Here is a 6,621-nt window from a genome sequence, read left to right on the forward strand (position 1 = left end):
TAAGAGGAGCTGAGCCGAGCCGTGCAACCAGTGGGCACAATGCCTGACAACAGGAGAATACTACCGGTTGTTAAGAGATACTATTTCAACAAACCGCCGTATGCCGAACGGCACGTACGGTGGTGTGAGAGGACAGATAGGGAAATAATCCCTATCTTCCTACTCGATTTGTACCACTATCAATAACACTTTTATTCGTAACTTTCTAAAACTGAAAAATTAGACGGTTACCGATTATGGAGCAATATCCAAAAGTTTACCTGTATCGACGGATTGTTCAGGCATAATTTTTAAAGGATTAGTAAAATACAGATTAATCATCAGGCAGCAGGAGCATGTTGCCTGATCATTTTACATTACCATTTCCTTATTGTACCGATTTCGATATTCGAGTGGAGAAACTCCTGTAATTTTGCGAAATACCTCTCTAAAGGCTTTTACATCCGCATAACCTACCTCATACATTACTTCATTAACGGTTTTTCTAGTGCTTTCTAAAGCCTTTTTAGCCGATTCTATTTTAGCGCGCTGCAAATATTCTATTGGCGTGTTTCCCGTTGCCTTGATAAATCTTCTATCAAAACTTCTCCTGCCAACCGCAAACCTGGTAGATAAGCCTTCTACAGATATTTTTTGTTGCAGGTGGTTTTCGATATAACATTGCGCTTCTTTTACCATTTCATCGCCATGCAGTTTTTGACCTTTAAAAATAATAAAGGTCGATTGGCTTTGCCTGTCCATCTCAATCTGGAAAACCTTCGAACAGAAAATGGCTGTTTGTCTATCGAAGTATTTTTCAACGAGATACAGCAGGAGGTTTAAGAATGAATACGCCCCTCCATTGGTATAAATGCCATTTTCGTCTGTAATCAGTTTATCGGGTTGTAAATTTACCTTTGGGAACATTTTACTGAAATTATCAGCCACAATCCAGTGTGTAGAACAGGTTTTTCCATCTAATAAACCAGTTGATGCCAGTAAATATGCACCAGTACAAACACTCGCTATTTCGGCGCCATTTTTATATTGTGCGGCAATCCATTCAATTAGTTCTTTGTTCCCTTCCATTGCCTGTTGGTAGTTGTGATTTAAAGAGGGAATAATCACAAGGTCGGTTTTGGTGATAGTTGAAATATGCCTGTGCGGTTTCACCGAAAACAAACCATCATAAAAATCGACCGCTTTAGAAATACCTGCCAACTCAATTTTAAATAGCTGTGCTTTGCCGCTTTCCTGCCAATATGCATTAGCTCTGCTTAGTATTTTGTACGAACCAACAATACTGCTTAAGTTATTCGGTCCGTCGGGCACAAGAATGGTAATGTGTTTCATCTTAATGGTTTTACATCAATAGATCTGTTAATTTACTGTAGTAAAGATAAAGTTTAAATCTGTCCAAATCAACCCGTTACAATGTCTGTTTTGCCCCCTGCTTGCAACACATATTGCTGTTAACTTTGTTTTATTCTAATCAATCTTAAATTAAACAACAGCAGAACCATGGAAAAGCAAGATTTTACAGCCACCATATTGGTAGATCAAAGTCCGAATGAAGTATTTAATGCAATCACCAACGTAAGCGGATGGTGGTCAGAAGCTATTGAAGGAGATACCGATATTATTAACGCCGAATCAGTTTATCACTATAGGGATATTCATTACTGTAAAATGAAACTGGTAGAACTGATTCAGGATCAAAAAGTAGTTTGGCTGATATTGGATAACTACTTTAAGTTTACAACCGATAAAAGCGAATGGATTGGTACGAAGTTGGTTTTCGATATTACTAAAAAAGGCGAGCAAACCGCTGTAACTTTTACGCACGAGGGCTTGGTACCGCAGTACGAATGTTATGAAATTTGCAGGGAAGCCTGGACTAACTATATAAAAGAAAGCTTGTATAAGTTGATTACCACCGGAAAGGGAGAGCCAAATCCTAAGGAAAATGATGGTTTTAATACTGAATTGGCAAAAAAGTGGAAACTGGAAGCCTGATAACCTGAACATGCTTTTAAAGATCCTCTATAGATATTTTCAACTCACCATCGTCGAGGGCGTATCATAAAGGCGATTTCACCTCAGATGCTGTCATGTTGTCCAAAGGACTCCTACGGAGAGCCTGTCGAAACACCTTAGAGGGTATTTAAGCGGGTCCTTCGACAAGCTCAGGATGACAAATCTATCTTTATGATACAAGCTCCTATCTAGCAGGAAAGATGCTGACCACGTAGTAGCTACAAGACAATTGAAAACACTATTTCTACTTGTAAAACAAGTTCAGCATGACGATCGCGTTAGGAAAAAGAGACTAAAATTGATCACAACGAGTAAATATTAATCGAACTCAGGTTAATAATATCTGCAGCCAGTTCATTTTTAATGAACTGGCTGCAGTTAAAAGCTAAATTAAATTAAATTTATTGTTAGTGTTTCCGAAGGTTTTCTAATGTGCCAATAATCTTCTTTTGGCTTTTAATGGTTTCTTCGTAAAGCTCGAGCAATTTGTTTTTTTCTTTGATTAAATTTTTAAGCTCATTAAGCTCCTCATCACTTTGGGCAAGGATATCGATTTCAAATTGAGCCAGATCTTCATCTTTACGGTAGTATTCGAAAAAATTAATACCAAGTGCAATAGAGATCCGGGTTAATAAATTGGTATCTATCGAGGCCGATTTAAGTAAAGTATCTACCTGGTGTTTGCTAACGCTTATTTTCCCGGCAAGTTGTTCTCTACTCATTAGCTTTGCCTTCATCTCTTTCCAGATCAGCAACCCAATATTTATGCTCATTGTTAAATTTATTAGGGTTTCTTTATAGTTTCAAAACCGTACAGACCATTTTGATAGAGGTATGATGCCATTTGATAATTAGATATGGCCTCGTTAATCAATTTCTCATCTGCAGGTATGGTTACAGCACTTCCGGTAGTAAAATCAGGCTTGTATGTAGTTGCTTTTTTATTCGGATCTAGAATAACCAGCGTATTGTTTTTAATGTAACCCAAACTTTGGTAGGTGCTTATAAAAGCTCTTTCTTCGCCATTTTTCATTTTAAATACATCCTGACCAAAAAACTTACTGTCGTAACTGAAATTCAGGTAACCCAAAATGGTTGGGCCGATATCAATCTGTGCGGTGAGTTTCTCGAATTTGTCTGGTGCAATGTGCCCTGGGCTGTAAAAAATCATTGGGATGTGGTATTTATCTACTGGTAATTCTACTTTACCAGCACTAGAAGCACAGTGATCGGCTACAATTATGAATAAGGTGTTCGAAAACCAGGGTTTTTGCTTTGCTTCACGTATAAATTTACCGATAGCGTAATCGGTGTATTTAACCGCGCCTTCTCTCCCCGTGTGCGATGGAATATCAATCCTTCCTTCTGGATAGGTATAGGGGCGGTGGTTCGAAACCGTCATAATCTGTGCGAAGAAGGGTTTCTTGTCTTTATAATCTTTATCCAGCTCGCGTAACGAAAGCGTAAATAAATCTTCATCGGCAACCCCCCAGATATTTGAATAATGGATCTCTGAATCCTGAAGCGCACTTCTATCCGTTACCTGATAACCGTTGTTGGAAAAGAACTCGTTCATATTATCAAAATACCCATAACCACCATAGATAAATCTGCTGTTGTAACCTTTTGAACGGAATATACTGCCTAAGGTAAACAGGTTTTTATTATCTGGCCGTTTTACGATCGATTGTCCAGGGGTAGGCGGGATGCAAAGTGAAAGTGCTTCCAGACCACGCACCGTACGCGTTCCCGAAGCGTATAAATTGTTAAAGAGCAAACCTTCTTTTGCCAGCGAATCGAGCTGTGGGGTAATGTGCTGGGTATTGCCAAAAGTACCTAAAAACTCGGCGCTTAAACTTTCTACACTGATCAGTACCACATTCATCCTATTCTCGGTACCCGAATTATTGATGGTTCTGGAGGTATTTTTAAATTCTCCCTTTGCAGTAGAATCTTGTTGCAGTAAGCGACTCAGAATAGCTTCTGCATTTTTGATCGGGAGTGTTTTATAAAAAGTATTATAATCCAGCTGATTGTTCCAAAAGGCAAATCCAAAATCGTACATGCCATTGCCTGAAAGCTCGTTTACATATTGATTTTTGCTGTGATACTTCCATTTATGGCTTACACCAAAATAAGTAAACACTGGCAGACTCAAAAGAATCAGGGCAATTATGGTGCGTTTGCCGAAACTGGTTTTATTGGTTGTAGAGGAGGTGATGAACTTTCTTAAGAAATAAACGATTAACAAGGTAACGATAACCAAACCTACCATAATACTGTTAATGGGGTACGATTGGCGGATATTTCCAATAACTTCTGTGGTATATACCAGATAATCGACCGCTATAAAGTTATAACGGACCGAAAATTCTTCCCAGAAGAACCATTCTGAAATGGCATTGAAAATGAGCGTGAAAACAACAAAGAAAAAATAAATGAACAATAATACCTTGTTGAATTTACTGGCATACCATTTAGAAGGGAGCAGCCATAAGTAAATTATAATCGGAATTACTGCAAAAGATGAGGCAGCAAGATCGTAAAACAGACCAATAACCAGGATTTTAAGGAGATTCAGTATCGACCAATCAACACCAGATGCACTGTAAATTAATAAGGCAAGTCTCGTAATCAACGATATGCTGCACAATAGCGCTGTGGCTAAAAAAACTGGTCCAAATCTATGATGGAGTAATTTATTTGTTTTTTCTTTAATGCTCATAGTTAAAGGTGAATCCAAAGCTTGAACTTTTCTCGCCACACTTTGTATAATAAATGGAGGAGGTAGTTTTCAATTCTGAAGTAATCCTGAAGGATTGGTTAAGGTTCAAAGGTATTATTAAAGTATTGAACTTAATAATTTATTTTTTTATTGTTTCGAAAAATTAACGCTCATTGTTGACGTAAATCTGGCAATGAGCTTGTCGTATAAGGCTTTATTTACTGTGCTAGAAATTATAATGGTGTTATTTGTGTCGGTACGTGTGGTTTGGCCGAAATCGCTTGCCGTTAACCCTGTTACCAATGCGTTAAGTTGAATGGCTACTTTCGCTAAGTATGTTCCGGAAGCAACTTCTACTCTGGCGGCTTCTAATTTGATCGATTGCGTTTGGTTCATTTCAAATCTAACTGGAATTTTGGTTCCAGAAGCTTCAATGTAAGTTCCTGTCAATAATAATGGTGGGTTGGTAAGCGAACTGCTCATGATTAAGTTAAACTGGTTGTGCTCATAAACACCTGCTATTAATGAAACTGTTCCTGATAATGAATCAGGTTTTAAGGCATTAACGAGATATAGATTTTTAGATTCTAAAGATACGGGTGTACCTGCCTTTGTAGCACTGAACTCTATTTTTGCGATATTAATACTCGCTGTAGTCCAGTTTATGCTTCCGTTAGTGCCTGGCGCCACAACTGCTCCACTTACCGCTGCATTACTGCTTAACGATGCACTTAAATTACCCGCACTAAAGCTGTAACTTAATTTGGTATCTGTTGCCACCTCTTTTTTTGTGCAATTGGCAAATAGCACGGCTAACTAGTGCAACAAAAATAATGTTGTAAAATTTTTTCATCATATTTGGTTTAAGGAATAAGAAGATTGTTTATGCGGTATTAATGTACATTCGAATTCTGTAGATGTACAGCCAAACCCTTTTTATCTCCTTAACTCGTATTTAAAGCCTATTAGGTATAATCCAATCTGAATGAAATTCTGAATAGAATATGAATTTGTTGAAAAACGATTTCTGGTTCGACAACTGCCTATAAGTATCATTGCTACAGTTTTTCTTCAGAATTAGCCAATACTATTGTACTATTTATTGAAGATTAATAAATGGAAAAAGAGCAGGGAATATTGCTAAAAAAGGTTGAAACTTTTGTTAAAGAACTTTTTGAAAAGGAGCTGCCAAAAAACATGTACTTTCATAGTTTTGAGCATACTTTGTTAGTTGTAGAGGGCGTTAAAATTATTGGTAAGCAAAATAGTGTAAGTGAAAATGAATTGCTGACGCTTACTTTAGCAGCCTTTTTACACGATGTGGGCTATACTAAACAATATATTGGCCATGAGCTGGCCAGTGTCAAAATTGCATATGAATTTTTACTGGAAAATGGTCTTAAACGCGATCAGATAGAAGTGGTAAGCAACTGCATTCTTGCTACAAAATACCCTCAATTGCCAGATACCGATTTAGAAAAAATAATATGTGATACTGATTTTTATCATTTTTCACTTCAAAGTTATACTGATTTTGCCGCGAGGCTGAAAAGAGAGTGGGAAGAAAACCTTCGTTTAGTATACACAGATCGGGAATGGGATGCCATCAACATCAAAATGCTTACGGGGCACAAATACTTTACCACCTTTGGTAAACAAATATTGCAGAAAAAAAAGAATCTGAACCTTGAAAAATTGATACAGCGATTTACCTAAAGGTTTTACATAACAGTTTTAGAGCCTGTTTAAATTTGATACAATTATTTTACTTATCTAACATTTTTGTCACACTGAGCGGAGTCGATTGCTTTTAATAGATCGAAAAACGGGTCTTCGACTACGCTCTCCACAGGAGTCCTTTGGACAGACTGACATACTAA

At 37.4% G+C, this 6,621-nt stretch carries 6 protein-coding genes; 2 read left to right on the forward strand and 4 right to left on the reverse strand.

Annotation, left to right across the window (positions count from 1 at the left end; genetic code table 11):
- Window positions 1-351: 351 nt before the first annotated feature.
- Window positions 352-1,332, reverse strand: a complete 981-nt coding sequence (locus AW17_RS22615) for a GlxA family transcriptional regulator (protein WP_029280440.1) — start codon at window positions 1,330-1,332, stop codon at window positions 352-354.
- A 168-nt stretch (window positions 1,333-1,500) separates the two neighbouring features.
- Here AW17_RS22615 and AW17_RS22620 point away from each other — a divergent pair, with 168 nt between their 5' ends.
- Complete coding sequence (locus tag AW17_RS22620) at window positions 1,501-1,995, forward strand: SRPBCC family protein (protein ID WP_029280443.1); 495 nt, start codon at window positions 1,501-1,503, stop codon at window positions 1,993-1,995.
- Window positions 1,996-2,423: 428 nt separating this feature from the next.
- Here AW17_RS22620 and AW17_RS22625 read toward each other — a convergent pair whose 3' ends face one another.
- The 3 genes from AW17_RS22625 to AW17_RS22635 form a co-directional block, all read right to left on the reverse strand.
- A complete protein-coding gene (locus tag AW17_RS22625; RefSeq protein ID WP_029280445.1) occupies window positions 2,424-2,789 on the reverse strand; it encodes a helix-turn-helix domain-containing protein in 366 nt (121 codons plus the stop codon).
- 11 nt (window positions 2,790-2,800) lie between these two features.
- On the reverse strand, window positions 2,801-4,741 hold the full coding sequence (locus AW17_RS22630) for an LTA synthase family protein (RefSeq protein WP_029280447.1): 1,941 nt from the start codon (window positions 4,739-4,741) through the stop codon (window positions 2,801-2,803).
- Between the two features lie 147 nt (window positions 4,742-4,888).
- Window positions 4,889-5,521 carry a hypothetical protein gene (locus AW17_RS22635; RefSeq protein WP_157280404.1) on the reverse strand — a complete coding sequence of 211 codons (633 nt, stop codon included), beginning with the start codon at window positions 5,519-5,521 and terminating at the stop codon, window positions 4,889-4,891.
- A 336-nt stretch (window positions 5,522-5,857) separates the two neighbouring features.
- Here AW17_RS22635 and AW17_RS22640 point away from each other — a divergent pair, with 336 nt between their 5' ends.
- Window positions 5,858-6,457 carry an HD domain-containing protein gene (locus tag AW17_RS22640; RefSeq protein WP_051692052.1) on the forward strand — a complete coding sequence of 200 codons (600 nt, stop codon included), beginning with the start codon at window positions 5,858-5,860 and terminating at the stop codon, window positions 6,455-6,457.
- Window positions 6,458-6,621 lie beyond the last annotated feature (164 nt).

Source organism: Pedobacter borealis DSM 19626 (assembly GCF_000708285.2).
Taxonomy (GTDB): Bacteria; Bacteroidota; Bacteroidia; order Sphingobacteriales; family Sphingobacteriaceae; genus Pedobacter; species Pedobacter borealis.